We start from the raw sequence: 25,411 nt of genomic DNA on the forward strand, positions 1-25,411 counted from the left end.
GCTCAATGCTTTCCGTTAGTATGGCAGGCAATATTATACACCGTTTTGATGAATGAGGTCGCGCATGTCAAGCACTCCAGAAAGTAAACCGTCAGCAGGTTATGCTGATAATAAAAAAGCGCCTTTATCTACTAGTATGCCTGAATCTATTTCTTTGGATAAATGGGCAGATACTGGATATGAATGGACAGGAGAGGTAGAGCCAAGCGCTTTCAAACGTCTTGCTGCTACCTTAGCCACCGAACATGAACAAGCAAACATCTCGCTTAATGCCAATCTGTATCGACGCAATAATGTCTTACATTTGGCATTCACACTGACGGGTGAAGTTTGGTTAACCTGTCAGCGTTGCCTACAGCCAGTAGCTATCGATTTGTCTGATGATTATAATATTGCGCTACTAGAAGATGAGAGCCAAGCACGTTCAATCAATGATGAACAAGACTATTTATTACTTGATGAAATTATTACTGAGCCTGCACCAGAGCTTTTATTGCCATTCAAAAAATTGGTAGAAGATGAGATATTGCTGAAGACGCCAATGTCGCCAAAACATGACGACTGTGAAATGACGGTAGAGCAATTTGGTGAGATTCCAGAAGAGGAAGAAAGCGAAAATCCTTTTGCTGCTTTAGCCTCGCTAAAAGGCAAGTTGTAATCTTATTAAGAGACAAGTCATATATAAATGTACTACTTAATAAATTTATGATACCTTTCATCAGCTTTCTACCAAAGAGTGAGAAGCAGGGCTTTATTAATCCGCTAAACATGCGTATAATGTCCCGTTTATTGCATTCTAGCAATCTGCTACTGGCAGATAGATGCTGATCTTGCAGACTAACTATAGATTTTAGACGTAATCAACACTTTAATACGTGGCAATCTATTTAACTAATGATGCGTAAGACTTAGGTTGTTGTGATTATATAGCCTCTGTCAGTGTCGATTAAAGCTGAATTTCAAGCTTATCCCCTTTTAAGTATAGGAGCTATATCATGGCCGTTCAAAAAAGTCGTAAAAGTCGTTCTCGTCGTGACATGCGCCGTTCACATCATCGTATGGAAATCGCTGAGATAAGCGTAGATGCTACCACTGGTGAAAAACATCGTCGTCATCACATGACTAAAGATGGTTTCTACCGTGGTCGCCAGTTGTTTAAAGTTAGTCAAGACGCTTAAATTGTTGGCTATTCAATAGCTGATTGTAAAAATAATGATAGTACTGGTGACTGTCATTATTTTTTCAACGCTGTTATTAGGTAATATGCTTTGAGCTGAAGAAAGCCAAGTTATTTCGCTATCATATATTATGTGGCTAGATAACTTGGCTTTTTGCTATTGGCTTTTATGGTAGGTATTTGAATAACCTTTTACCATATGCCTTTAGAAAATATGAAAATGAACCGATATACTCTACCGTTTTAATTTGAGTGGTATCTTTTACTATACGTGTTTCAGTAGCATCCGCTATGATAATAGTGTGCGTCAGTGTATAGTTTATCGATAATCCGTTTTTTTAGACAAATACTAAAGCAACGGCTTTATATCGCCTCTAATAATATAATAAACCCCAATTGTTTTTAGGGATATTTCCAATTAAATAAGGAATATTGGTTATGGCCTCTGTACCCGATATGGTAAAAAAGCCGCCGACACGTATTGCGGTAATTTTTCCTGGTCAAGGATCGCAAGTAGTCGGGATGACTAGTGAGCTTGCTGAAATCTATCCAGAGATTCTCGATACCTTTACTGAAGCTAGTGCCGCGCTTGGTGAAGACTTATGGGCAATCTGTCAAAATGAAGAAAAACTCAACCAAACACAGTATACTCAGCCAGCATTACTGACGGCCAGCATCGCTATTTGGCGTATCTTAAAACAAAAAATAACCACAGCACCTTGTTATTTAGCGGGTCATTCTCTAGGTGAGTACAGTGCGCTTTGTGCGGCTGAAGTCATATCGCTTGCTGATGCGGTTAAATTGGTACATAAGCGCGGTCAGTTGATGCAAGAAGCCGTTCTAGGTGTCGATACTGCCATGGCAGCAGTGTTAGGGCTTGAGGACAATCGAGTAGAAAACTTGTGTGAGCAAGCGACTGAACATGTCGAGGGTGCCATTGTAGGTGCAGCCAACTTTAATAGTCCAGGACAAGTGGTGATATCGGGTAATGCTGCTGGTGTGAATGCCGTTATTGATAAAGTGCAAAACACTGGCAAAAAATCTATCCCGCTAAAGGTCAGCGTACCATCACATTGCGCGCTTATGGAGCCAGCCAGTAGTGCATTGGCTGAAATTCTGGCAGAAATAAAATTTGATCAAGCGACGATTCCTGTTATCCAAAATCGACATGCGCGTGTCGAGAGCAGTGCGGTCGGTATCAAGCAGGCATTAACAGAGCAATTAAGCCAACCAGTATTATGGTCAAAAACCATGCAAGAGCTGGCTGACAAACAAATTAATATTTTAATTGAATGCGGCAGTGGTAATGTGTTGAGCAACTTGGCGAAGCGCCAAGCACAGCCAATTACGAGCTATCCTACTGACAAGCCCGCTCGTCTTGATAAATTAATGGAGGTGTTATCATGAGTCGTACGATTACTCTAGTGACAGGTGCTAGCCGTGGTATTGGTAAAGCCGTTGCCAAACGTTTCGCCAAAGAAGGACATTTTGTTATTGGTACAGCCACTACGGAAAAAGGTGCTGAGCTGATTGATGGTTATCTCCACGATAGTGGCGGTATTGGACGTGTTTTAGACGTGCGTGATACCGCACAAATTGATAAGCTGTTTGAAGAGATTGAGAGCGTCTACGGCGCAGTACAAGTCTTGGTCAATAATGCAGGTATCACCCAAGATGGTCTGCTGATGCGTATGAAAGATGACGACTGGGAAAATGTTATCGATACCAATTTGACGTCGGTATACCGCATGAGTAAACGTGCTGTGCGCGGTATGATGAAAGCACGCCGTGGTCGCATCATCAATATAACTTCTGTCGTTGCGCAAATGGGTAATGCCGGTCAATCTAACTATGCGGCGACCAAAGCAGGCGTCGAAGGGTTCAGCCGTACGCTCGCGCGTGAAATTGGCTCACGACAAGTGACGATTAATTGCGTAGCCCCTGGTCTGATCGAAACGGATATGACGGACGAGCTTGATGAGCGCCTATTGAACTCTATGCTAGACGCGGTACCTATCAGTCGCCTTGGACAGCCAGAAGACATTGCAGCAGCCGTACATTTCTTAGCCAGCGATGAGGCCAGTTATATCACAGGCGCTGTTATCCCTGTCAATGGCGGTATGTATATGTAGGTGATAAACAAGTGTTACACAGTTATAATAAAAAACTCTGTGCACGAGTGTAAACTATAATAAAGGGTGTTATAATGACGGATACTTTTATGTCAAAGCCCTGTATTATAGCAGGGCTTTACTAGACATCAGTCAAAACGTATAACCAGCTATAAAACAAGTTACAAAGTACTCAGATAGCTGTGCTAATCTGAAGATATGATTTTATATACAATGCTGTAGAGCCTAATGATAGGCCTATGGTGACTTGCCAAAATAATAGATCAAAAAGGAGAAATCTACATGAGTAATGATACCGAGCTAAGAGTTAAAGCTGCAGTAGCTGAGCAATTGGGTATGAATGTTGAAGATATCAACAATGATGCATCATTTATGGAAGACTTAGGTGCAGATTCGTTAGACCTAGTCGAATTGGTTATGTCATTTGAAAGTGACTTTGGCATTACCATTCCTGATGAAGATTCAGCAGAATTAACGACTGTTCAAAAAGCGATTGATTATGTACAAGCGCAGCTATAATTAGCTAGTGGCTTAGCGAGTTATTTTAGCCGCCTATCTGTAGAGATAGGCGGTTTTTTTATGTTCTTAATTTGCCATGGCAACAGATAGTTATATGACCAATCAATACGTTAACATAAGCTACGCCAAATCAACATTACTCAACATACTATTACTATCTACATCATCTATCTTTGTCTATACTCATAATAGTTAGCAGTAACAGAGTGTAGTTATATATAAAGTGTGGTTATATATGAAAGTATATGCCATTAAAAAAATAATGATGAATAATAAATAACAATATTTAAAGGAGTATGTAAATGGGTATGTTCAGTTTTGCAAAAGATATTGGTGATAAAATTTTCAATCGTGATGACGCCAAACACGATGCCAAGTCAGAAACTAAAGCAGACGCCAATACGCCAGTACAGAGTAGCGAACCTTCTGCGCAATCAGTTGCCAATATTTTACTTCGTCGTATTCAACAGCAGAATCTTAATATTAGCGATTTGAAAATCAAGTATAACGGCTCAACAGATACTGCAGAAATCAGCGGTAAAGCTAAAACGCAAGCAGACCGCGAAAAAGCGATTATCGCCATTGGTAATGTACAAAACGTGGCTAAGGTAATCGATAATATTGATATCGAAGAAGATGCGCCTGAGTCAACGATGTATACAGTGAAATCTGGTGATAGCTTGTCTAAGATTGCAAAAGAGGTTTATGGTTCAGCGAATGATTATATGAAAATCTTTGAAGCCAATAAGCCGATGCTATCTAGCCCTGATAAGATTTATCCTGGTCAAGTACTGCGTATTCCTAAGCCATAATAGGCTTTTGAACTGTCAGAGATATGCGTGAATAAAATAAAAAATGCCTCTTACTATAATAAGAGGCATTTTTTTGGCGTATATAAATATAAACTTAAGATTTAGAGGTCTTTTAACTTCTCATACTGTTCAGTTATGGCCCAATTGATATGTACATCGAGCATTTCGTTATGTACGCCCAACTTTGATTGTAACTGAGTAATGGTTTCTTCATTACCATTAGCATTTCCAAGACCAATCGCGATATTACGCAAAAAGTTCACATAGCCTGTGCGTCTAAGCGGGCTGCCTTCAGTTTTTTTCATAAATTCAGCTTCTTGCCATTGCCACAGCTCAAGCAGACTGCTGCTATCAAGGTTATGCCGTGGTGCGAAGTCCTCTACAGGTGTAAGATTGGCGTAGCGATTCCAAGGACAGATAAGTTGACAGTCGTCACAGCCAAAGATGCGATTACCAATCGCGCGGCGGTATTTTGTATCAATAATACCGTCGTGCTCGATAGTGAGGTAGGAGATACAAGCTGCAGCATTGAGCTTATAGGGCGCGACAATCGCTTGAGTGGGACAGATATTGATACAAGCGCTACAACTGCCGCAATGCTCTTTGACGGGTTTGTCATCAGGTAACTCAAGGCTAATAAATAGCTCACCCAATACAAAAAATGAACCTGCTTGCTTGTTGATTAATAAGGTGTGCTTTCCTGTCCAGCCAAGACCAGCAGCATCGGCAATGGGTCGCTCGAAAATAGGAGCAGAGTCGCTAAAAGGCCTAAAAATAAAATCTTGCTCTGAACCTATATTGAGGTGTTGCCACTCAGGAAGCATGGCTTCTATCTTTAGTGCCAATTGCTTCAAACGACTGCGCATCGTTTTATGATAGTCGCGTCCTCTGGCATAACGAGCGATGATGCCTTGATTGGGGTAGTCATTGTCAGTGATCGTACGTGGGGTTGGTGCTTGAGTCAGGTAATCCATACGGACACTGATGATGGTTTTTGCCCCTTCTACCAGTTGGTCAGGATTTGCCCGCAGTTCATGGTTGTTATGCATAAACTGCAATTGTCCCTCATAGCCTTTATCGAGCCATTGTTGCAATTGTACAATCTGCTTAGCAAATAAAGGGTGATGCACCGATAAAAACCCACAGTCGGCAAACCCTAAAGCCTGTGCTTGGTCTTTAATCCATTGTTTGACATCTGCTGTGGTGGTAAATGTTGGGCTATTATTCACATTAATTTTTTTTTCGGACGCAGGCTTAGGTTCAGAAGAGATTTTCTTAGCTGATTTCTGCTGGGTTGAAGAGATAGGCAAGTTTACTTTAGGAAGATTATTCATGTGTGACAGTAGGCGATAGAGTGAATATCGATATAATAAGCCAGTGAGCTAAGAGCGCAAGTATAAAAGCAAATAATTTCACATTCATATTGATACATACGTTGATGTAAGCGTTTGCTCTGATGCTAAATGATAGTAATCATATCTCAATAAAATAAAAAATCAGCAAAAAATACTCAAGGATTAGTTATGAAAAATCAGACCAATTTATTACCTATAAAAAGTACAAAACCTATCCCGTTATATAGCAGTGAACAACTCTATGCGATGGAGCAAGCATGGTTTGTAGAGGGGCATGATAGTTTTGGGTTGATGAAACAAGCAGCCTGGCAAATGGCGCAACACATAGAGCAATTATATGAACAAAAACAATTAAACATATATCCATCAGCCACTACTTATGTGCCTCGTCGTCATATGCGCCAGCATCGAGTGAGCATTTGGGTTGGAAAGGGTAATAATGGTGGCGACGGTTGGCTCATTGCTTATTACTTACAGCAAATGGGTTGGCAGGTACAAGTGGTGACAGTGGGTTTTGAGAGTGATGATTTTGATACCAATGACACAACAGTATTTTCCGACGCACAAAAAGCCCTAAAAGAGGCACTATTGGCTAATTGCCCTTATCGACGCTTTGAAAATAGTGCTTGTGATCTACAAGAAGGAATAGGTGGTAATCTGCAAGCCGATGTCTATATTGATGCGTTGTTTGGTATTGGACTGGATCGTGCGCCTACAGGTATTTATAAAATGGCCATTAGCACTTTTAATGAGTTATCTGAAGGAAATAACACCTTGGCCATTGCGGTTGATATTCCAAGTGGTTTGGTGGCTTCGACTGGCGAAGTGTTTGAGCATGTGGCTATACAAGCTGATATAACGCTATGTTTAATTGCACGGAAATTCGGTTTGCATACCAAGGATGGTATGGATCATAGCGGCAAGGTAATTGATATACCGCTGATACCTTATCCAATAAATGGCAAAATTTTCATGCCAGTAGCAACACTAATTACTACTGCATATGGTCTAAGTCCTCGCCGTCAAAATAGCTACAAAGGTAGCTATGGTCATGTACTGATTATTGGCGGTAATCGTATCGATGGCTCACAAGGTATGGGCGGCGCTGCGATACTGTCTGCTTCGAGCTCGATGGCGGCAGGATCGGGTAAAATTACAGTTGCTTGCCATGAGGCTTTTCATAGCGCCCTATTAACTTCGCTACCAGATGCAATGACGATTAATTTGCATGATATGGACGGAGTGCAGGAGTTAATCAAGTCAGCCACTGTGATTGCGATTGGTATGGGGCTTGGTCGTGATGAAAAAGCAAAAGTGTTGTTTATAAAGTATCTACAAACTGCGATGACAGCTAAAAAGGCAATAGTGATTGATGCTGATGGACTTTATCATTTGGCATCATTGCAATTAGAGCATCATGAATTGGTCAGTCAGCTGCGAGAATATAGCGTTAATCATCAAGTTTGTTTGACACCGCACAGTGGCGAAACTGCTAGATTACTGAATAAGAGAATCAGTGAGGTGGAAAGCGATAGACTACAAGCGATAAAACAGTGCGCTATAACTTATGGTGGTGAATGGGTGCTAAAAGGCGCAGGTTCTTTGATATTAGAGCAGGGCTTAGATGAGCACCACGTTTATGTTTGTGCTGCCGGTAATGCGGGTATGGCGACGGCTGGCATGGGTGATGTGTTATCCGGTGTCATTGCTGGTCTGCTAGCACAACAAGATTTATCATCAGGAATGCAAAGCTTGCATCAAGCGGTTGTTATACATGGATTAGCAGGGGATACGCTGGTCAATCAGAGTAATAATACGTTATTGGTTGGACAACGAGGACTACAAGCTCAGGATATGCCAGCAGCCATTCGTCATGTGATGCAGCTATTGATTAACGTCTATAATTAGCATTAAGCCTAGGTAGTTGAGCTGCCACAATACTGATCAATTGCCTGCTGTACGCGTTCACGTTTGAGCTCAATTTCACGACCGTCTAAATACTGACGCTTGCCATTTGCATCCATCTCATAAATACGTCCGCCGACATTCAAGTTGGTCAAATTATTGCGGAGTGACTGGCAACGCTGTGCATTGGCTTGTGCTTCTTGTTCTTTAATACGTGCTTCAAGCGCTGCAACTCTTTGCTCTTCTACGCTTTGAGTGTTAGTACTTTGATTGGCATCTGTTTTGCCAGCCAATTGTCCTGCATTGCTTTGTCTGCCGTCACTACGAAATTCAATCAGCTCAATGTTTTTACCATTTTGCGGCGCATGTTGGCTGTATTTGACTTCACCATGTGCACCGACAGATTTATAAACTTGAATAGCATGACTGGCATTCATCGACAGTATTAGCACATACGCAGTACTCATAAGCAGTTTGGTAGCAGTATTTATTTTAGACGCATATGCCATAGTAGCAATCCTCTCAAGGGGTAAAAAACAGATGTGTATATATGTGTCAATATAACATTTAAGTGTTGGAATGGTACTAAAAATGTACCAGCTTTCGATTCTAACAAATAATCCTTATGAATGTATATTATTTAATAACTAATAGTTAGGGATGGGCTTTAGAAGTTTTTCTTGACAATAGCTCACAAACCATCGAATATAATAGCAGTTGATTGGTCAGTGAGCGGCTTTTATGATATTGCCGTGGCACTTGAAAATGAGGACGATAGGTTACTTATCAGTGGCTTACGCAGTTTTCGTTTCTTTGTGACAATGATATTGCAAAGATAGTAATCATAACGATTGTTATCGATGACTTTATGTATTGTCTCCGGACTTATCTGTCTACAATGACTAAGATAAACTTATTATTTGAAATGCGCTAAGCGTGACTCTAGCGGTTGTATTAAACATGGAAAAATATTCAGCAATTCAATCTTTTTAATAAGCCTGTCGTAAAATCTAACCATTTTACAAATTAGTATTGGCTGTGAGAGTGATTTAAATTGTGAATATCGATGCCTCTGTATAAATCAATCTGTTGTAAATGCTATCTGCTATTTATCAATAATAAGCTTCTTTTATAGATGCACGCGCATCTTGTCACTGTACATCGATAGACTCCTGCCATAAAACTGACCCTACATATATTGCTGTGTTTGAGTAGCCTGCTGTCTTATAAAACAGCGTTACTTAGAGATAGTGGGCACACATTCTTGATATGGATAAGGATTTGCAGCCATTTCTATAAGATGAACCATCTTGTGTAAATAGCGTGGTTCTCTCTTATAAATGAACGCCAATTCTTGACAAAAAAAAGGTGATGACAGTGACGCAAACCACGCAAAGTCCGAATATGACGGGACATACCCAAACGGGGAATGCCGCCAAAAATTTTGAAGAAAAGCAACAACGCCTCGCTGAGGGTAGTGATCAACCTATAATGCTATCTGGTGCTGAGATGTTGGTGCAATCACTGACTGATGAGGGCGTCAAATATATTTTTGGCTATCCAGGTGGTGCGGTTCTTCATATCTATGATGCTTTGTTTCAACAAGAAAATATCGAGCATATTTTAGTACGTCATGAGCAAGCAGCCGGTCACATGGCAGATGCTTATTCGCGAGTCACAGGGCAGACAGGGGTGGTCTTAGCGACGTCAGGTCCAGGTGCTACTAATACCGTAACGGCTATCGCAACAGCGTTTATGGATTCTGTGCCGATGGTGGTTATCGCAGGTCAGGTACCTAGCAGCCTAATTGGGGAAGATGCCTTCCAAGAAACAGATATGGTCGGTGTATCACGTCCTATCGTGAAGCATAGCTTTCAAGTGCGCCACGCTAGCGAAATCCCAATGATTGTCAAAAAAGCCTTTTATATTGCCCAGTCTGGACGCCCAGGTCCTGTAGTGATTGATGTACCAAAAGATATGACCGCGCCAAGTGAAAAGTTTGCTTATGCTTATCCAGAAGAAGTGTTTATACGTTCGTATCAGCCGTCATTAAAAGGCCATAGTGGTCAGATTAAAAAAGCGGTTGAAACACTGCTTGCTGCAAAGCGTCCGATTATTTACTCTGGTGGCGGTGTTGTTTTAGGCAATGCGCATAAAGAGCTTACTAATCTTGCGCATCGTTTAAATTTACCAGTAACCAATACCTTAATGGGCTTGGGTGCGTTCCCTGGTTCTGATAGTCAGTTCTTGGGTATGCTCGGTATGCATGGCACTTATGAAGCCAATATGACCATGCATCATGCCGACGTCATCTTGGCAGTTGGCGCACGTTTTGATGACCGTGTCACTAATAATGTCAAAAAATTCTGTCCGAATGCGACGATTATTCATATTGATATTGATCCTACCTCTATTTCAAAAACGATTAATGCGCATATTCCGATCGTGGGCGATGTCAAATCTGTCCTGACCGATATCATAGAAATTGTTGGTGATGATAAAGAGCTAGACCAACCAGCATTGTTGGATTGGTGGTCACAGATTAATGAGTGGCGTAAGCGTCATGGCCTGCGTTATGACACCAGCACTGATAATGGCATTAAGCCTCAAGCGGTGGTTCAAGCTTTAGATAAAGTGACGAATAGTAACGCTATTATCACCAGTGACGTCGGTCAGCATCAGATGTTTGCAGCGCTTTATTATACCTATAATGAGCCGCGCCAATGGCTAAACTCAGGTGGTTTAGGGACGATGGGCGTTGGCTTGCCGTATGCGATGGCAGCCAAACTTGCTAACCCTGAGCGTGACGTGGTTTGTATCACGGGTGAAGGCTCTATTCAGATGAATATTCAAGAGCTCTCAACCTGCTTACAATATAATTTGCCAGTTAAAATCTTAAATCTAAATAACGCCCAATTAGGTATGGTGAAGCAGTGGCAAGATATGCTGTATGAAGGTCGTCATGCCCATTCTTATATGAATTCACTACCAGACTTTGTCAAACTCGCTGAAAGCTATGGTCACGTCGGTATCAAGATTACTGATCCTGCGACCATGGAAGCGCAATTGGCGGAAGCCATGGCAATAACAGATAGATTGGTATTTATTGACGTTTATGTCGATCGTAACGAGCATGTATATCCGATGCAAATCGCTGGGCAAGCAATGCGTGATATGTGGTTAACAAAAGGGGAGCGTACCTAATGCAACAACAACATCTGATTTCGGTATTGATGGAAAACGAAGCGGGTTCGTTGTCGCGAGTGGTCGGTTTGTTCTCTCAACGTGGCTACAACATTGAAACTTTGAACGTTGCGCCAACAGACGACTCGAGTATTTCTCGCTTAACATTGACCACTATTACGTCACCTGAAAAAATAGAACAAATCACCAAGCAATTGCATAAATTGATTGAAGTGGTTAAAGTGCTTAATCTATCAGATACCGTACACGTCGAGCGCGAGTTGATGCTCATAAAAGTACGGGCAACGGGTGGCGTACGTGAAGAGATTAAACGCAGTGCCGATATTTTCCGTGCACAAATCGTTGATGTGAACGCCAATCTATATACCATTCAAATCGTCGGTGACAAAGCCAAACTTGATGGCTTTATTGATGTGATTGGTCGTGAACGTATTATGGAAGTGGTGCGTTCGGGTGTGATTGGTATTGCACGCGGCGAAAAAACGCTCAGTTTATAATGAGCGCTTACTGTACCTATTGTAGGTCAAATTATTTATTCAAACATTAACATAGCGCTTATCTCACCCATCACTTCGATAAGGTGATTATAATTTAAGTGTTTATTTATCCATGGCAAGCCATGATTTAGGAAAAGGACTCTGTTTATGAACGTTTATTATGATAAAGATTGTGATCTATCAATCATCCAAGGCAAAAAAGTTGCCATCATTGGTTACGGTTCACAAGGCCATGCACACGCGCTTAACCTACAAGATTCAGACGTTGATGTGACCGTTGGTCTACGTGCTAACTCTGGCTCATGGAAAAAAGCGGAAAACGCAGGTCTGAAAGTAGCTGAAGTAGAAGAAGCGGTAAAAGCCGCTGATGTCATCATGATTTTGACGCCTGATGAGTTTCAAAAAGAGCTTTATAACGACGTGATTGAGCCTAACATCAAAGAGGGCGCGACCCTAGCCTTTGCTCATGGTTTTGCGATTCATTATAACCAAGTCGTTCCACGTGGTGATCTTGATGTCATTATGGTTGCACCAAAAGCACCAGGTCATACGGTACGTTCAGAGTTTGCAAAAGGCGGTGGTATTCCTGATCTTATCGCTATCTATCAAGATGCCTCAGGTCAAGCCAAACAATTGGCATTGTCATATGCTGCTGGCGTTGGTGGTGGTCGTTCAGGTATTATCGAAACAACCTTTAAAGATGAAACTGAAACTGACCTATTTGGTGAGCAAGCAGTACTTTGCGGCGGTGCAGTAGAGCTAGTGAAAATGGGCTTTGAAACCTTAACTGAAGCTGGCTATGCCCCAGAAATGGCTTACTTTGAGTGCTTGCATGAGCTTAAGCTTATCGTAGACCTCATGTATGAAGGCGGTATCGCTGACATGAACTATTCAATCAGTAACAACGCTGAATATGGCGAATATGTAACTGGTCCTGAAGTCATCAATGAGCAATCACGTGAAGCCATGCGTAATGCCCTAAAACGCATTCAGTCTGGTGAGTACGCGAAGATGTTTATCTCTGAAGGCGCAACCAACTATCCATCAATGACTGCTCGTCGTCGTAACAATGCAGAGCATCAAATCGAAATCACTGGCGCTAAGCTACGTGGCATGATGCCTTGGATCGGTGGTAACAAAATCATCGATAAAGAAAAAAACTAATTCAGTATTAGGCTATTAAGAGATTAATCGCTGATATAGACCTAAGAGCCCATGCTATTACTTAATAGTGTGGGCTTTTTTAGTTTGCACTACTTTAGTGAAATTTTAACCACAATCGCTTTGGTGTTGGTTGAAAACCACCAATCGATGCCTCATATATTTAGCCTTCATTGATTTTTTTGAATATTCTTAGTGCAACCAATTGCTGGTTAATTATCAAGACGATTGAGTTGCGCGTTCTTATTTTTTATAGATTATAGGTTGTGTGTTGTGCAAATATCTTATCCAGACTGGCTAACGCCGCAATTCGTATATATTACTCTTAGCGCTGTGGTAGCTGTTTTAATATGGATAGAAGGGGAGATGCTCAAAAAAACCGATGGCAAATTGCCTAAGTCTAAGTTTTTTCAAATCAGCTCACTCTTGGATACTTTGTGGTTCTTTATTTCCGTTGTCATATTATATGTGATTGATTTGACGCCACTAGCCATTACAGTACCTGCTGCTTATGGCATCTATACTACCTTTGGATGGATATACGGGACGCGTTTACTAAAACGTAAAGGTATTCCTGATTCTCCTAAAGACTTGGTGATACCTGCTAAATACATCGCCTATAGTCAGTCATTTTCGCTGATATTTTTTGCGCTTTGTTTGTTAGTATTAAGTTCACCGTGGCTACCGATATCTCAATGAAGCATATGCTGACTTATCACCTATTTATTATTTGAGATAATGCTGTCACCAACTTAAATGACACCTTTACGTTAGAATGATAGATAGTAAATGATATAAAATATCTTTCTTATCAATGTATTAGATAGTATTTAATTGGCTTTCGTGACTTTTCAAAACGGATTATCGTTATTTACAAAAATCATCAATTTAACCTGTTGCGATTATAAAAAGCTGCTATAATCAGCCTGTACTCAAAAGATTTTAGGTCGTAATTTCAAGTTATCTAACGATATTTTGATCATATTGACTGTTGCATTTAGCAGAAAATAGTTTGGGTATATATCAATTAATCGGTGATGACACACGTCTCGCCAACAGTTAAAGAGTTAGGAAAATTTATGTCAGATAAAGTTGAAGGCACTGTAAAGTGGTTTAATGAAGCTAAAGGTTTTGGTTTTATCGCTCAAGACAATGGCGGACAAGACGTATTCGCTCACTACAGCGCTATCCAAGGTGGTGGTTTCAAAACTCTAGCCGAAGGCCAAAAAGTGTCTTTCATCTTAGGTGATGGCAAAAAAGGCCCACAAGCCGAGCAAATCGAAGCTATCTAATCTCATTTGACATCTGGTAAGCTGATTAGTCAGTAAGCTTGATGACAGTAAGATTATCAATATGCATTGATGCCTTTGTTTGTTAAAACAATAAAAATACTGTTTCAACTCTAAAAAAAAGCAACCTCTTATCAGGTTGCTTTTTTTATGCCATTTTTCTCGCTATAAACGTAAAATCATCAAAAGCATACTGGTACTAGCTGTCAGTCATCAGCACTGACTCAAAAAAGATATAACAAAATAAGGTTGTTTTATGAAGTGGGAGGCATGGTTTTCAATCGATTGGCAGCAAGTGCTGGGTATTTCTCTATCTGCAATCGGTTTTTATTTAGGGTTAATGTTGTTTACAAGATTGATGGGGTTGCGAAGTTTCTCCAAGCTCTCAAGCCATGATTTTGCGATGACTGTCGGTATTGGCAGTATACTCGCTTCAACGGTGCTATCAGACACACCGTCATTAATGCAAGGGCTGTTTGCTGTCGCAGTATTGTTTGTGATTCAAGGGGTTATCTCATTTATTAGGCGTAAATTCAAACCCTTAAAATCTCTGATAGACAATCGAGCCATTATATTAATGGCGCATGGCGAGTATTTTAGTGGAAATTTAAAAGAGGCCAATCTCAGTACCAGTGATGTTCAACAGGTTTTGCGCAAGAATGGGATCAAGTCTAAAACGGAAGTATTTGCTGTCATTATGGAAACCACAGGGAATATGAGTGTCATCAAAAATAATGCAGTTACGCCTGACTGGTCATTATTCGATGATATACGCGACAGTGAGTTGTTGATTGGTTCCAGTAAAAATAGAAAATCGTAGATTTTGAGTTTTTGGTTGTTGTGCTCGATGGATGCCAACGAGATAGATCACAACAATCCATTAAGTAACTATCGTGTTGACAGTGCTAAAAACAGGTGAAATATTGAGAATGTAGGTTAAAGAAGGCTGTAAAATTGTGCACTTATAAACTATTTATTATAGAATGGTGACAAATTTATGACGCATTATTCACGGCGTTGTCTTGACCTTATGCCTGTGGTCACGCAAGATACAGGGGTCTGATAATAACGGTTGGCTTAGCTTTAGCAGATTTTATCAATGAGTAGTGTGATACTAATACCATTTTCGGTATTGTTTCTTCTTGCTTAATTAACTACTATCTGTTGACGCAGTAACAATCCTAAGTAGTATTTTGAACGACAGTTTAAAAAATGAACCTTTGGTTCTTAACTGACAATTTTTAATTCATAACATTAATAAACGAGGAACGTATGAAAGCATTAGTAGCGGTCAAGCGTGTCATTGATTACAACGTAAAAGTTCGTGTAAAAGCTGACAACTCTGGCGTTGATTTATCAAACACTAAGATGTCAATCAATCCTTTTGATGAGATTGCAGTAGAAGAAGCGGTTCGTCTAAAAGAAGCGGGTGTGATTGATGAAATCATTGTTGCTTCAATCGGTCCAAAAGAATCACAAGAGCAAATTCGTGCAGCGTTAGCATTGGGCGCTGATCGTGGTGTTTTAGTGTTGACTGATGACAAGCCGTATCCATTACAAATTGCTAAGATCCTCAAAAATATCGCCGAGAGTGAAGGCACTGATATTATCTTATTGGGTAAGCAAGCCATTGATGATGATAACAATCAGACTGGTCAGATGCTAGCGGCATTGATGGGTATTGGTCAGGGTACGTTTGCATCAGAAGTAAAAGTTGAAGGCGATAAAGTAAACGTGACTCGTGAAATCGACGGTGGTTTACAGACGCTAGCACTTGAGCTACCAGCGGTTATTACCACTGATTTACGTTTGAATGAGCCTCGTTATGCTAAATTGCCTAACATCATGAAAGCGAAGAAAAAGCCACTTGACGAAAAAACGCCTGCTGATTTTGGTGTTGATATGGCCTCTAAGCAAGAGATCATTAAAGTTGTGCCACCTGCTGAACGTAAAGCTGGCATCAAAGTGGGTTCAGTGGATGAGTTGGTCGATAAGCTAAGAAACGAAGCAAAAGTCATTTAATGTTTCAATGATTGGATACTTCGCTACGGCATATCCTGTACAAGGCTATAGATTTAACTGATTTATTTTATATAAAATAATAGTTGCTCAAACAGCTTTGTACACAAACAACCGCATGAATAGATGATATGAACAAAAAAGGATTAAAATCATGGCAATTTTGGTATATGCAGAACATGACAATGCCAGTCTAAAAAAGGCAACTTTGAATACCATCGCTGCTGCTAAGCAAATGGGTGATGATATCCATGTGTTGGTTGCAGGTAGTGGTGCTCAAGCTGTCGCTGACCAAGCAGCTAAAGCAGAAGGCGTGACTAAAGTATTATTAGCAGACAACGCTGCTTATGAGCATCAATTGGCGGGTAACGTCGCGCTATTGGTTGCTGATATCGCGGGTGATTACAGCCATATCCTTGCACCTGCTACCACTACTGGTAAGAACTTTATGCCACGCGTTGCCGCTTTACTTGACGTAAGCATGCTATCAGAAATCTCAGCCGTCGTAGATGCGCAAACATTTGAGCGTCCTATCTATGCTGGTAACGCCACAGCAACTGTTAAGACCACAGAAGATAAAGTTGTTATGACAGTACGTACCACGGCTTTTGACCCAGTAGCAAGCGAAGGTGGTTCAGCTACTGTTGAGACAATCGACAACGTGCAAGAAACTGGCAAAGCAAGCTTCGTTAATGAAGAGATGGCGAAATCTGACCGTCCTGAATTGACTTCAGCAGGCATTGTGGTTTCTGGTGGTCGTGCATTGGCAAATGGTGAAAACTTCACCAAATATATCGAACCATTGGCTGATAAACTTGGCGCTGCCGTTGGTGCATCACGTGCCGCTGTTGATGCAGGGTATGTACCAAACGATATGCAGGTCGGTCAAACGGGTAAAATCGTTGCACCAGACTTATATATCGCAGCGGGCATTTCAGGCGCGATTCAGCATTTAGCGGGTATGAAAGATTCTAAAGTTATTGTTGCTATCAACAATGACCCAGAAGCACCTATCGCTAGCGTTGCTGATTACTTCTTAGAAGCTGATTTATTTACAGCATTACCTGAGCTTACTAGCAAGGTTTAAGTTTAAACAGTTAAGCGTTTAATGTCGCTTAATATATCATAAGTCATAAAGCCTTCGGTTCAATGAATCGAAGGCTTTTTTGTGGAGTATTGTCAATGCTGACATGATTTCGCTGTTTCTTGTATAGCTACAGTTCATCTTGTTTTTATCTGCATTTTTGAACTGCGGACATGCTCTAGTCAAATGGATAAATGTCCGCTACTATATGAATGTAAGCTATTATATTAACGTTATAGTTTAATTTGTAGAGCAAGATTATAGTGATAATTAACTGACTATACTCAATAATAGATGATTACATGATAGACCAATTAATTAGTACATTAAGGGATTAGGAGATGCTAATGAAGGCAGAATTAAACACGTCAGAACGCTTACCTCAGGAATGGAATGACTGGGTAGCGACTAATATAATTCGCGGTGTCCAAGCAGAAACAATTGTTCAAACGCTAAAGGATAATCACTTTTCAGACACTCAAATCAAAGCCGCTCTGAGTGATGATTCCAAGGTGGCGGCAAACGACAGTAAACAATCAATTCGTAGACTGCCAAATAATTGGAAAGGATGGGTCGCTACCAATTTGCTTGAAGGCACGAGTAAAAACAGTATTGCGAAAGTATTGGCTAAGCAAGGCTTTAGTCACGCAGAGATATTGCTAGAAATAGAGACGGCCTCTAAAAGCCCTTACCTACAAGCAGGCGTTAAAGCCACCAAGCTACTAAAAAAACGAGAATGGCTTCTTAATACTTGTGACGACTTAGCCAAGTTAGATCCCGGCTACAGCCAACAAATTGAGGTGATTGATACGCCGCTGTTTGAGGTATTTATCAAGGATTACTATAGTAAGCATAAGCCAGTGGTGCTTAAAAAAGGTATCGATCATTGGCCAGCACTGAAGAAATGGAGCCCGCATTATTTTGCAGATACGATAGGCGATGCGGAAATTCAGGTGCAGTTTAATCGCGAGACTGATGCGCTTTTTGAACGTCATTCCGATAAGTATCGTAAATCAATGCTGATGTCTGAATTTGTCAATATGATAGAAAATGACGGTGAAAGTAATAACTACTATATGACTGCTAATAACACACAACAAAACGTTGAAGCCATTAGACCAGTATTGGATGACATCGGTGATTTTGGTGAAGGCTATCGCCAGCTTTTAGATAATGATGCAGCTTTTAGTACCTATTTCTGGATGGGACCCAAAGGTACCTTTACGCCATTGCATCATGACTTAACTAACAACATGTTGGTTCAAGTATATGGCTTTAAGAAGGTTACGTTGATTCCAGCGTGGCAAGTGCCTTGGCTCTATAATGATTTGCACGTTTATAGTGAAGTAGATTTTCCTAATTTTGATTTAAAGGAACATCCATTAATGCAACATGTGACCCCAGTTGAAGTCACTATTAAAGCTGGCGAGGCGCTATTTATTCCTATAGGGTGGTGGCATTGTGTGAATGGACTGGAGAAATCCATTAGCATTAGTTTTACTAACTTTAATGCACCAAACAACTATTCTGCAAGCTTTATGGAAGCACAAGGTTAGTTTCTATATGTAGTTGAGAAAATAAACTCTACCTAAAGCATTGACTGAATCACTATATTTATTCAGCCCATGCTTTGCATGGGCTACATACATGACAGAATATTTTAGGCATAGTTTCTTTGACGTAGTGTTTCATACAAGCATAATGAGCCTGCAATGGCGACATTCAGACTTTCTTGACCATTAGGCTGTGGTAGAGCGATAGGGGTGGCGCACTGCATCAGCTCATCACAAACGCCTTGTCCTTCATGCCCCATAATCCAAGCAATAGGTTTTTTTAAGTCATGTTGATAAATCACCGTATCAGTATGTGAGCTGGTCGCAAATAGCGGTGTTTGTACATGGTCTAAAATATCTTGCACACTTAGATCTTCATAAATAGTCAGGGCAAACTGAGCGCCCATGCCTGCTCGTAATGTCTTAGGGGACCACGCTTGTGCCGTAGCGCTGGTACAGAGTATGTTCTTAATGCCAACCGCTGCTGCGGTGCGTAATAGGGTGCCCACATTGCCGCTGTCTTGCACATCATTTAAAATCAAGCAGTCATCATTAATCATCGATAAATGAGGCGTTGGTACTTTAATAATTGCCATGATATCGATACCAGTACCTAAGCTACGAATGCTCTCATACAGCGAATTTGATAACGTTAAAATAGGCGTATAAGTAGGCAAGCGCGTCAAAATTTGCTGAACCTCGGGATGGTTGTGCGCAGACTCCGCGAGTAGGATTTGAGCAAACGGGTAGTCGCTACGCAGCGCCGCATCGATGAGATGCACGCCCTCAATCACCGTTTGACCTTGCTTCTTCCGCTGCCGCGCTTGCGTTAACAAGGATTTGACAAGTTTAACGGTCGTATTTTTATCTGAGGTAATAAGCTCGGTGGGATTTGCTACCATAGTAGATCGCTTAGAAAAAAATATAAAAAAATTAAACAATCAGTATAAAGTATTACAAATGCTCTGGCTTTATACTGATTATTATCAAAGTAAAGGCAAAGTGCTTATTTATTAGCGTAAGTTACATGCAGATTTTTAACATAATCGACTTCATTTTTGCTGCCTAGTACCACTGGGACGCGTTGGTGAATATCGGTTGGCTCTATGTCTAAAATGCGATTGACTGCATCAGTAGCAGCGCCACCCGCACGCTCAATCAATAAGCTCATTGGATTGGCTTCATACATCAAGCGTAATTTGCCCGCTTTATTGGCATATTTGGTATCGAACGGATAAGTGAAGAGACCACCGCGACATAAAATACGATGCGCATCACCGACCATGGCAGCCACCCAGCGCGTATTAAAATCGCGACCACGAACACCCGTTTCGCCGGCAATTAACTCATCGATATACTGCTGCATGGGTGCGCGCCAGTAGCGGTAGTTTGAAGCATTGATGGCGTATTCGCTGGTATCGGCATTGATGTGCACGTTTTCTTGTATCAATACATAATCGTTAGTGTCAGGATCTAGGCTAAACATCACGACATGATCGGTGATAGTTAGCGCTAGTACGGTAGAGGTACCATATAACAAATAACCGGCGGCTAACTGTTGATTACCCGCTTGCAAGAAGTCGCTATTCTCACTGACTTGACCTTGGCGCTGGTACGGTAAAATAGAAAAGATAGTGCCAACGGCCATATTAATATCGATGTTTGATGAACCATCAAGTGGATCGAACAATACCAACAAACTGCCATCTGCATTAGCAGGGGTAGCATCGTCAAGCTCTTCTGAGGCAACACCTGCACAATGGGTATTTTTCGCCAAAGCATCTAATAATAAGTCATTGGCCAGTACGTCTAGTTTCTTTTGCTCTTCACCTTGGACGTTTTGGTTGCCAGCTTCGCCTAGAATGTCTGCTAGCGCTCCTTTTCTCAATAATTGTGAGATGGTTTTACCCACGTCAGTGACAGTCGTAATAACGTCACTCAGTGCAGGATTGGGCGAATAATCATTGAGATAGTCTGTAAGGGTTGTCATAAGGCTTCCTAATAAATGCTGTTAAAATAAAGGCTACTGAAACTAAGGATTAAATAAGGGGTTGGAAAATCGGTTGGGTCGCACGTTACAGACCTAAATCTGGTAAATTTTTAAATACCTCGCACGGCATCTTTGTCCTGACCACAAAATCAGCTACACTATCACTATTATTATTTATTTATCGTTTGGCTAAGCGGATTTTTGATGATGGTTTTGACAGGTCTATGGCTACTGCCCAAGAGGATAACAATGGCTGTTTTTTACGGCGCTATGTCTCTCACTGCCACTGGGGTAAATTGTAGCAAATAAGTGCCAAAATGTCCTTGTCTCTGTGCTTATCGTCGACTATAAATCGCCAAAAAACGCATAAATAATGATTATTAAATCATATAAACCAACAATAAAGACCTGCCATTATGCCAAATTCTATCGATAGCCGCTCAACTCAGACCGTCTCGCCAACGGATTATGCCAAATTCGACCCTGATACCATTCATGAGAAACTTGATGCGTCGTTAAGTCGTCCGCAGCTTAATAGCGATGGCAGTATTCGTCATTTTTTGGGGGTAGAAGGTCTTAATAAGGCGCAGTTGCAGGCTATTATTGCCAAAGCAGAGACGTTTTTTGATGATAACGGACAGCTCATTAACCGTCCTGAGCTCGAAGGCTATACGGTGATGAATTTGTTTTTTGAACCGTCCACGCGTACCCGTACGACCTTTGAAGTAGCCGAAAAGCGTCTCGGTGCCAATGTGCTCAATATCGATATCGAGCGCTCTAGTACCAAAAAAGGTGAAAGCTTGCGCGATACGCTGTGGAATCTACAAGCCATGACGGCAGATATTTTTGTGGTACGGCATTCAGCGTCAGGTGCTGCCCATTTTATGGCAACCGAAGTAACACCAGATATTGCTATTATTAATGGCGGCGACGGCTGGCATGCGCATCCAACGCAAGGGATGCTCGACATGCTCACTGTTCATCGTGAAGCGCCGCGCCCATTTGAGGAATTGTCAGTGGCTATCGTTGGCGATATCAAGCATTCGCGAGTGGCGCGCTCAGATATCAGTGCACTACAGACCTTAGGTGTCAAAGACATTCGCGTCTGTGCGCCGCGTACCTTATTACCGAAAGGTATTGAGCGTTTTGGGGTACAAGTCTATGAAGATATGAATGACTGTGTCACGGACTGTGATGTCATTATGGGATTAAGAATTCAAAACGAACGTATCGGCTCGCCACTATTGGCATCATCGAGTGAATATTATAAACACTACGGTATTACACCAGAGCGCATGGCATTGGCCAAGCCCGATGCGTTGGTCATGCATCCAGGGCCGATGAACCGCGGTGTTGAGATTGCATCAAGCGTTGCCGATGGCGACCAGTCAGTGATTTTAAAACAGGTGAATAACGGCATCGCTATTCGTATGGCAGTACTGTCATTAGCTATGGAAGGTCAGCGCGCTCACCAAGCTGCGAGCAAATAATCCTCTGCCTCGCTGTTTTATATTTATTTATCCCATTTTATTGATACGGTAATAACGCTCATGACAACTATGTTAAATACGGATGCACCGATACTTAACCATCTTCCTCAATCATTTAAAGACTCACTATCAAGTGCTGCGACAGATAAGTTGGCGTCACTCGAAGCTGGTCGTGAAATGTGGCTACTGCCGCCTTTGGTGGATCTGTGCGCCCGCCTACGTGAACCAGGGCAACAGCAACATGGCACTTTGGAGTCAGAAGGGCGCGCTGCTCGTGGCAATGGTTTTTTGCATGTGGTCATTCCTCCTGATACCAATCCTATCTTAGAGAACGGTTCATTATTAAAAGGCTTACGTGAGCGCGCGCTTGGTGATGGCGGCATATATTTGCATATTTTGGGTGCATTGACTGCTGGTTTAGAAGGTGAGCGCCCATCAAATATCGCTGGGCTTAAAAAAGGCGGTTGCATAGCCGTTTCTAATGCGCGCCGCCCTTTTCGCAATGATTTAGTATTACTGCGTACACTGGAATACGCCGCGACTTTTAATATGAAAGTATTCTTTTATCCTGATGAACCGAGTCTATCTGGTGATGGCGTGGCGCATGAAGGTTATATCGCGTCATATCACGGCTTGCAAGGGATTCCTTGGATCGCTGAAACGGTTGCCTTGTCAACGCAGTTGCTAATGGTTGAAGAAACAGGCATCGCCGCTCACTTTAGTCAACTGTCGTGTAAATCTTCAATCGAATTGATGCGCTGGGCAAAAGATAAAGGTCTGCCCGTGACTTGCGATGTGGCGATGCATCAGTTGTATTTGACCGATGATAATTTAGAGGGTTTTAACGCCCAAGCCTATGTATTACCACCCCTGCGTAGTAATACCGATCAGCAAGCCATTCGCCGTGGTCTAAAAGATGGCACCATTGACGCGATATGTAGCCATCATGAACCATTGAACAGTACCGCCAAAAAAGCCCCATTTTCTGAGAGTACACCAGGCATCTCAAATTTTGATACCTTTATGGCGCTGGCTTGTCAGCTAGTCAATGATGAGGTGTTAACCTTAGAGCAACTCGTCGATAAAATCTGTCTCAATCCGGCGAAAATCGCTGGTATTAGTGAGCAATATGAAAAAATCGGCGGCGCAGTACTGGTGGATCCTAATTTGGAGTGGCAAGTGACCGCCCAATCCATGCTGTCCAATGGTAAAAACACGCCATTCTTTAATCAGCAGTTGCAAGGCCGCGTTGTGGAGACTTTCTTTGGCTAATTTGCCTGGGCAGGATGATAGTCTGCAACCATCCTCGAAGGATAACGATCATCACTTGCACAACCAAACCATCAAGTCGCACGGTACTGCCAGTGAATCTATCAAAGCGGTGGCAATCTATGAGGTGGTTAAGGGGGTCGGTGCACTATTAGGGGCGGGGGCTTTATGGTCATGGCATACTGACCTTGAGCATTGGCTGACGACAGCGACTGCTTCTTGGCAACAGACTTTTGGACAGCTACTGGCACCGCAAGTTGACAGTGCAGTACGGATTGCCCAGCAGGCAAGTAAAAACTGGTCATTATTCTTGTTATTAATCTTTGCTTACGCTAGCCTACGTTTTCTTGAGGCTTATGGCTTATGGCAAGATAAAACATGGGCGTATTGGTTTGGTGTGCTGGGTTATGGGGTGTTTATTCCTATTGAGCTTTACTATCTAATCGTTAGCCCATTTGATTGGTTTAAGCTTGGAATATTAGTCTCGAATCTTCTTATTGTGGTCGTGGTCTATCGTAATATGAAGCGTAAAGGCTTGATATAAAAAGGGCTTATTATAGCGCCTATAAAAAAACTGAATGTGTATGAAAAAGCCAGCGTAAGATACTCTCTTATGCTGGCTTTTTTTTGCTAAAACGATTGGCTTAAAACTGGTTATAAATTATGGCTTTGCTGTACTCTTATCAGTGCGAATGCTTTTGGCGACTTTGCCAATACTCAAACCTTGCACCAAGATAGAGAATATAACCACTGCATAAGTGAGCGCCAATAAAATATCTCGCTCGGTGCCCAGTGGTAACTGCAACACTAAGGCAACCGAAATACCCCCACGTAATCCGCCCCATGTCAGCACTTTCCAAGCGCCTGTCGGCAAATCAAGCTGACGATGAAAGGTTTTGGTCGTCATACCTACAACGATAAAACGCGCAAGTAGGGCAATGACAATTGTCAAACCAGCGGCGATAAATAAATTACCCGAATAAGCAATCATCACTACTTCTAAACCGATGAGTACGAATAAAATAGCATTGAGAATTTCATCGATTAATTCCCAAAATAAATCAATATAATGCCGCGTTTTATCGCTCATCGCCAATGCTCGTCCGCGATTCCCAACCATCAACCCCATCATCACCATGGCGAGTGGTCCTGATAAATGCCAATGGCTGGCGAGTGCATAACCACCTATCACACCAGCAAGCGTTAATAACACTTCTTCTTGATAGCTATCGATACTTTTCAGCATGTAATACAAAATCGCCCCAAGTACTAAGCCAAAAATAATGCCGCCACCAGCTTCAACCGCTAAGGTATGCGCCACATAATTGGCGGTTGGGATATCACCACTGGATAAAATCCCTAGCAGCAATACAAAGATGACGACGCCGATACCATCGTTAAATAATGATTCACCCGCGATGACCGTTTCTATACTTTTTGGCGCGCCAGCCGATGCCAAAATACCCATTACGGCAATGGGGTCGGTCGGTGATATTAGAGCACCGAATAGCAAACACCAAAGAAACGGCAAACCGAAACCAAGCAGCGGCAGCATAAAATAAAGCACCGTAGCGATAAGCATCGCAGAGACGATGGTACCGACGCAAGCAAGGATACCAATAGGCAGTTTATAACGTTTTAAATCGCTGATATTGACGTGCAGCGCCCCTGCAAATAACAGCATAGAGAGCATGCCATCTAATAAGACTTCGGTAAAATCAAGCTGCTCTAATAAGCTTACTTCATAATCAATCAGCTGATCAAATCCCAAAAATCCCAAAAATATCGCGCCAATAGATAATAAAATGGAGATAACCATCACGCCAATCGTGGTCGGTAGACCAATAAAACGATGGTTAACGTAAGTTAATAGGGCTGTGATTGATAAGAATATCGCGCTGATTTCAAGTATGGTTAGGCTACTGGTAGGGGCCATGAAAAAATTCTCAAGTAAT

At 41.7% G+C, this 25,411-nt stretch carries 24 protein-coding genes; 19 read left to right on the plus strand and 5 right to left on the minus strand.

The window, feature by feature from the left end:
* Nucleotides 1–64: 64 nt before the first annotated feature.
* From ACI2JM_RS10960 to lysM, 6 genes are all read left to right on the plus strand, one after another.
* Nucleotides 65–658, plus strand: coding sequence for a DUF177 domain-containing protein (locus ACI2JM_RS10960; protein WP_045446650.1), 594 nt, complete (start codon nucleotides 65–67; stop codon nucleotides 656–658).
* A 337-nt stretch (nucleotides 659–995) separates the two neighbouring features.
* Nucleotides 996–1,178 carry a 50S ribosomal protein L32 gene (gene rpmF / locus ACI2JM_RS10965; RefSeq protein ID WP_011512869.1) on the plus strand — a complete coding sequence of 61 codons (183 nt, stop codon included), beginning with the start codon at nucleotides 996–998 and terminating at the stop codon, nucleotides 1,176–1,178.
* A gap of 437 nt (nucleotides 1,179–1,615) precedes the next feature.
* Nucleotides 1,616–2,584, plus strand: coding sequence for an ACP S-malonyltransferase (gene fabD / locus ACI2JM_RS10970; RefSeq protein WP_270895562.1), 969 nt, complete (start codon nucleotides 1,616–1,618; stop codon nucleotides 2,582–2,584).
* Nucleotides 2,581–3,309 (plus strand): 3-oxoacyl-ACP reductase FabG, encoded by a 729-nt coding sequence (fabG, locus tag ACI2JM_RS10975; protein ID WP_045454442.1) that lies wholly within the window; start codon nucleotides 2,581–2,583, stop codon nucleotides 3,307–3,309. Before fabD ends, fabG begins: the two co-directional genes overlap by 4 nt.
* Before the next feature lie 282 nt (nucleotides 3,310–3,591).
* Entirely contained in the window at nucleotides 3,592–3,828 is a 237-nt protein-coding gene (gene acpP, locus ACI2JM_RS10980) for an acyl carrier protein (RefSeq protein ID WP_025652201.1), read from the plus strand.
* A 302-nt stretch (nucleotides 3,829–4,130) separates the two neighbouring features.
* Entirely contained in the window at nucleotides 4,131–4,640 is a 510-nt protein-coding gene (gene lysM, locus ACI2JM_RS10985; protein ID WP_404644166.1) for a peptidoglycan-binding protein LysM, read from the plus strand.
* A 101-nt stretch (nucleotides 4,641–4,741) separates the two neighbouring features.
* Here lysM and queG read toward each other — a convergent pair whose 3' ends face one another.
* Nucleotides 4,742–5,974 (minus strand): tRNA epoxyqueuosine(34) reductase QueG, encoded by a 1,233-nt coding sequence (queG, locus tag ACI2JM_RS10990; RefSeq protein WP_404644168.1) that lies wholly within the window; start codon nucleotides 5,972–5,974, stop codon nucleotides 4,742–4,744.
* A gap of 189 nt (nucleotides 5,975–6,163) precedes the next feature.
* Between queG and ACI2JM_RS10995 the strand changes: the two genes are divergently transcribed.
* On the plus strand, nucleotides 6,164–7,903 hold the full coding sequence (locus ACI2JM_RS10995) for an NAD(P)H-hydrate dehydratase (protein WP_404644170.1): 1,740 nt from the start codon (nucleotides 6,164–6,166) through the stop codon (nucleotides 7,901–7,903).
* A gap of 8 nt (nucleotides 7,904–7,911) precedes the next feature.
* Here ACI2JM_RS10995 and ACI2JM_RS11000 read toward each other — a convergent pair whose 3' ends face one another.
* Nucleotides 7,912–8,409 carry a DUF4124 domain-containing protein gene (locus tag ACI2JM_RS11000; protein WP_404644172.1) on the minus strand — a complete coding sequence of 166 codons (498 nt, stop codon included), beginning with the start codon at nucleotides 8,407–8,409 and terminating at the stop codon, nucleotides 7,912–7,914.
* An 862-nt stretch (nucleotides 8,410–9,271) separates the two neighbouring features.
* Here ACI2JM_RS11000 and ACI2JM_RS11005 point away from each other — a divergent pair.
* From ACI2JM_RS11005 to ACI2JM_RS11045, 9 genes are all read left to right on the plus strand, one after another.
* The gene (locus tag ACI2JM_RS11005; RefSeq protein ID WP_404644174.1) at nucleotides 9,272–11,104 is read left to right on the plus strand and encodes an acetolactate synthase 3 large subunit; all 1,833 of its coding nucleotides are present in this window, start codon (nucleotides 9,272–9,274) and stop codon (nucleotides 11,102–11,104) included.
* Nucleotides 11,104–11,601 carry an acetolactate synthase small subunit gene (gene ilvN, locus ACI2JM_RS11010; RefSeq protein WP_045454430.1) on the plus strand — a complete coding sequence of 166 codons (498 nt, stop codon included), beginning with the start codon at nucleotides 11,104–11,106 and terminating at the stop codon, nucleotides 11,599–11,601. Before ACI2JM_RS11005 ends, ilvN begins: the two co-directional genes overlap by 1 nt.
* Nucleotides 11,602–11,748: 147 nt before the next feature.
* Entirely contained in the window at nucleotides 11,749–12,765 is a 1,017-nt protein-coding gene (gene ilvC, locus ACI2JM_RS11015; RefSeq protein ID WP_045446660.1) for a ketol-acid reductoisomerase, read from the plus strand.
* A gap of 270 nt (nucleotides 12,766–13,035) precedes the next feature.
* On the plus strand, nucleotides 13,036–13,461 hold the full coding sequence (locus ACI2JM_RS11020) for a hypothetical protein (protein WP_045454429.1): 426 nt from the start codon (nucleotides 13,036–13,038) through the stop codon (nucleotides 13,459–13,461).
* Nucleotides 13,462–13,841: 380 nt separating this feature from the next.
* Nucleotides 13,842–14,054, plus strand: a complete 213-nt coding sequence (locus tag ACI2JM_RS11025; RefSeq protein ID WP_010196799.1) for a cold-shock protein — start codon at nucleotides 13,842–13,844, stop codon at nucleotides 14,052–14,054.
* A 253-nt stretch (nucleotides 14,055–14,307) separates the two neighbouring features.
* Nucleotides 14,308–14,871, plus strand: coding sequence for a DUF421 domain-containing protein (locus tag ACI2JM_RS11030; protein ID WP_404644177.1), 564 nt, complete (start codon nucleotides 14,308–14,310; stop codon nucleotides 14,869–14,871).
* Nucleotides 14,872–15,323: 452 nt separating this feature from the next.
* A complete protein-coding gene (locus ACI2JM_RS11035) occupies nucleotides 15,324–16,073 on the plus strand; it encodes an electron transfer flavoprotein subunit beta/FixA family protein (protein WP_045446670.1) in 750 nt (249 codons plus the stop codon).
* Between the two features lie 151 nt (nucleotides 16,074–16,224).
* Nucleotides 16,225–17,157: an electron transfer flavoprotein subunit alpha/FixB family protein gene (locus tag ACI2JM_RS11040; protein WP_045446673.1), complete on the plus strand. Its 933-nt coding sequence runs from the start codon at nucleotides 16,225–16,227 to the stop codon at nucleotides 17,155–17,157.
* Between the two features lie 344 nt (nucleotides 17,158–17,501).
* Nucleotides 17,502–18,710: a cupin-like domain-containing protein gene (locus ACI2JM_RS11045; RefSeq protein ID WP_404644180.1), complete on the plus strand. Its 1,209-nt coding sequence runs from the start codon at nucleotides 17,502–17,504 to the stop codon at nucleotides 18,708–18,710.
* A 104-nt stretch (nucleotides 18,711–18,814) separates the two neighbouring features.
* On the opposite strand, the gene ACI2JM_RS11050 is transcribed toward ACI2JM_RS11045, so the two are convergent.
* Both ACI2JM_RS11050 and ACI2JM_RS11055 read right to left on the minus strand, forming a co-directional pair.
* The gene (locus ACI2JM_RS11050; protein ID WP_404644182.1) at nucleotides 18,815–19,609 is read right to left on the minus strand and encodes an RNA methyltransferase; all 795 of its coding nucleotides are present in this window, start codon (nucleotides 19,607–19,609) and stop codon (nucleotides 18,815–18,817) included.
* Nucleotides 19,610–19,713: 104 nt separating this feature from the next.
* Nucleotides 19,714–20,697, minus strand: coding sequence for a class 1 fructose-bisphosphatase (locus ACI2JM_RS11055; protein ID WP_404644184.1), 984 nt, complete (start codon nucleotides 20,695–20,697; stop codon nucleotides 19,714–19,716).
* A gap of 416 nt (nucleotides 20,698–21,113) precedes the next feature.
* Here ACI2JM_RS11055 and ACI2JM_RS11060 point away from each other — a divergent pair, with 416 nt between their 5' ends.
* The 3 genes from ACI2JM_RS11060 to ACI2JM_RS11070 are packed head-to-tail and all read left to right on the plus strand — an operon-like array spanning nucleotide 21,114 to nucleotide 24,000.
* A complete protein-coding gene (locus ACI2JM_RS11060) occupies nucleotides 21,114–22,187 on the plus strand; it encodes an aspartate carbamoyltransferase catalytic subunit (RefSeq protein WP_404644186.1) in 1,074 nt (357 codons plus the stop codon).
* A gap of 60 nt (nucleotides 22,188–22,247) precedes the next feature.
* Entirely contained in the window at nucleotides 22,248–23,459 is a 1,212-nt protein-coding gene (locus tag ACI2JM_RS11065; RefSeq protein WP_404644188.1) for a dihydroorotase, read from the plus strand.
* On the plus strand, nucleotides 23,452–24,000 hold the full coding sequence (locus ACI2JM_RS11070; protein ID WP_404644190.1) for a DUF2127 domain-containing protein: 549 nt from the start codon (nucleotides 23,452–23,454) through the stop codon (nucleotides 23,998–24,000). Before ACI2JM_RS11065 ends, ACI2JM_RS11070 begins: the two co-directional genes overlap by 8 nt.
* Nucleotides 24,001–24,117: 117 nt before the next feature.
* Here the strand turns inward: ACI2JM_RS11070 and ACI2JM_RS11075 are convergent, their stop codons facing one another.
* A complete protein-coding gene (locus tag ACI2JM_RS11075; protein WP_198330461.1) occupies nucleotides 24,118–25,392 on the minus strand; it encodes a sodium:proton antiporter in 1,275 nt (424 codons plus the stop codon).
* Between the last annotated feature and the right edge of the window lie 19 nt (nucleotides 25,393–25,411).

Source organism: Psychrobacter sp. NPDC064578 (genome assembly GCF_044901245.1).
GTDB classification, from domain to species: domain Bacteria; phylum Pseudomonadota; class Gammaproteobacteria; order Pseudomonadales; family Moraxellaceae; genus Psychrobacter; species Psychrobacter cibarius_C.

Excerpts from the sequence above, each read along its gene's own strand:
- ACI2JM_RS10960 (WP_045446650.1), top strand. The coding sequence starts at position 65 with ATGTCAAGCACTCCAGAAAGTAAACCGTCAGCAGGTTATGCTGATAAT.
- rpmF (WP_011512869.1), top strand. The coding sequence starts at position 996 with ATGGCCGTTCAAAAAAGTCGTAAAAGTCGTTCTCGTCGTGACATGCGC.
- fabD (WP_270895562.1), top strand. The coding sequence starts at position 1,616 with ATGGCCTCTGTACCCGATATGGTAAAAAAGCCGCCGACACGTATTGCG.
- fabG (WP_045454442.1), top strand. The coding sequence starts at position 2,581 with ATGAGTCGTACGATTACTCTAGTGACAGGTGCTAGCCGTGGTATTGGT.
- acpP (WP_025652201.1), top strand. The coding sequence starts at position 3,592 with ATGAGTAATGATACCGAGCTAAGAGTTAAAGCTGCAGTAGCTGAGCAA.
- lysM (WP_404644166.1), top strand. The coding sequence starts at position 4,131 with ATGGGTATGTTCAGTTTTGCAAAAGATATTGGTGATAAAATTTTCAAT.
- queG (WP_404644168.1), bottom strand. The coding sequence starts at position 5,974 with ATGAATAATCTTCCTAAAGTAAACTTGCCTATCTCTTCAACCCAGCAG.
- ACI2JM_RS10995 (WP_404644170.1), top strand. The coding sequence starts at position 6,164 with ATGAAAAATCAGACCAATTTATTACCTATAAAAAGTACAAAACCTATC.
- ACI2JM_RS11000 (WP_404644172.1), bottom strand. The coding sequence starts at position 8,409 with ATGGCATATGCGTCTAAAATAAATACTGCTACCAAACTGCTTATGAGT.
- ACI2JM_RS11005 (WP_404644174.1), top strand. The coding sequence starts at position 9,272 with ATGACAGTGACGCAAACCACGCAAAGTCCGAATATGACGGGACATACC.
- ilvN (WP_045454430.1), top strand. The coding sequence starts at position 11,104 with ATGCAACAACAACATCTGATTTCGGTATTGATGGAAAACGAAGCGGGT.
- ilvC (WP_045446660.1), top strand. The coding sequence starts at position 11,749 with ATGAACGTTTATTATGATAAAGATTGTGATCTATCAATCATCCAAGGC.
- ACI2JM_RS11025 (WP_010196799.1), top strand. The coding sequence starts at position 13,842 with ATGTCAGATAAAGTTGAAGGCACTGTAAAGTGGTTTAATGAAGCTAAA.
- ACI2JM_RS11030 (WP_404644177.1), top strand. The coding sequence starts at position 14,308 with ATGAAGTGGGAGGCATGGTTTTCAATCGATTGGCAGCAAGTGCTGGGT.
- ACI2JM_RS11035 (WP_045446670.1), top strand. The coding sequence starts at position 15,324 with ATGAAAGCATTAGTAGCGGTCAAGCGTGTCATTGATTACAACGTAAAA.
- ACI2JM_RS11040 (WP_045446673.1), top strand. The coding sequence starts at position 16,225 with ATGGCAATTTTGGTATATGCAGAACATGACAATGCCAGTCTAAAAAAG.
- ACI2JM_RS11045 (WP_404644180.1), top strand. The coding sequence starts at position 17,502 with ATGAAGGCAGAATTAAACACGTCAGAACGCTTACCTCAGGAATGGAAT.
- ACI2JM_RS11050 (WP_404644182.1), bottom strand. The coding sequence starts at position 19,609 with ATGGTAGCAAATCCCACCGAGCTTATTACCTCAGATAAAAATACGACC.
- ACI2JM_RS11055 (WP_404644184.1), bottom strand. The coding sequence starts at position 20,697 with ATGACAACCCTTACAGACTATCTCAATGATTATTCGCCCAATCCTGCA.
- ACI2JM_RS11060 (WP_404644186.1), top strand. The coding sequence starts at position 21,114 with ATGCCAAATTCTATCGATAGCCGCTCAACTCAGACCGTCTCGCCAACG.
- ACI2JM_RS11065 (WP_404644188.1), top strand. The coding sequence starts at position 22,248 with ATGACAACTATGTTAAATACGGATGCACCGATACTTAACCATCTTCCT.
- ACI2JM_RS11075 (WP_198330461.1), bottom strand. The coding sequence starts at position 25,392 with ATGGCCCCTACCAGTAGCCTAACCATACTTGAAATCAGCGCGATATTC.